This is a genomic window from Rhizobium centroccidentale (assembly GCF_030182565.1).
Classification (GTDB): domain Bacteria; phylum Pseudomonadota; class Alphaproteobacteria; order Rhizobiales; family Rhizobiaceae; genus Rhizobium.
In genome coordinates, this window is sequence record NZ_JAQJCG010000069.1 from 1 (window position 1) to 595 (window position 595).

The window sequence follows — 595 nt, forward strand, 5'->3', positions numbered from 1 at the left end:
GGCGCGCTACATGCAGATCCTGTCGGATTCCATGTGCCAGAAGATGTCGGGCCGCATCATCAACATCCACCATTCCTTCCTGCCGTCCTTCAAGGGGGCCAACCCCTACAAGCAGGCCTATGAGCGCGGTGTGAAGCTGATCGGGGCGACGGCGCATTATGTGACGGCCGATCTCGACGAGGGTCCGATCATCGAGCAGGACACGGCGCGCATCACGCATGCGCAGTCTGCCGAGGACTATGTCTCGATCGGCCGCGATGTCGAGAGCCAGGTTCTCGCCCGCGCCATCCATGCCCATATCCATCACCGCACCTTCATCAACGGCAACCGCACCGTCGTCTTCCCGGCAAGCCCGGGATCCTATGCCTCAGAGCGCATGGGGTGAGTGATGGCGCGCGCAATAGTGATCGCCGGGAAACAAGCGGCGGCTTCGGTGATCGAGGCCGTGAAGGCTGCAGCGGCAGGACTTGAGGCAGAGGCCGGGGTAAAGACCGGGCTTGCGGTCGTCATCGTCGGTGACGATCCGGCCAGCCATGCCTATGTGAACTCCAAGAGCAAGATGGCGAGGGAATGCGGCTTCAAGTCGGTCCAGCAC

General features: G+C 62.4%; 2 protein-coding genes. Both read left to right on the top strand.

Going from position 1 to position 595, the window contains the following annotated elements; all coding sequences use genetic code 11:
- On the top strand, positions 1-385 hold a 385-nt coding region (locus tag PH562_RS30835), incomplete at its 5' end, for a formyltetrahydrofolate deformylase (protein WP_285177648.1).
- 3 nt (positions 386-388) lie between these two features.
- Positions 389-595: tetrahydrofolate dehydrogenase/cyclohydrolase catalytic domain-containing protein (locus tag PH562_RS30840; protein ID WP_285177649.1), on the top strand; the 207-nt coding region annotated here is incomplete at its 3' end.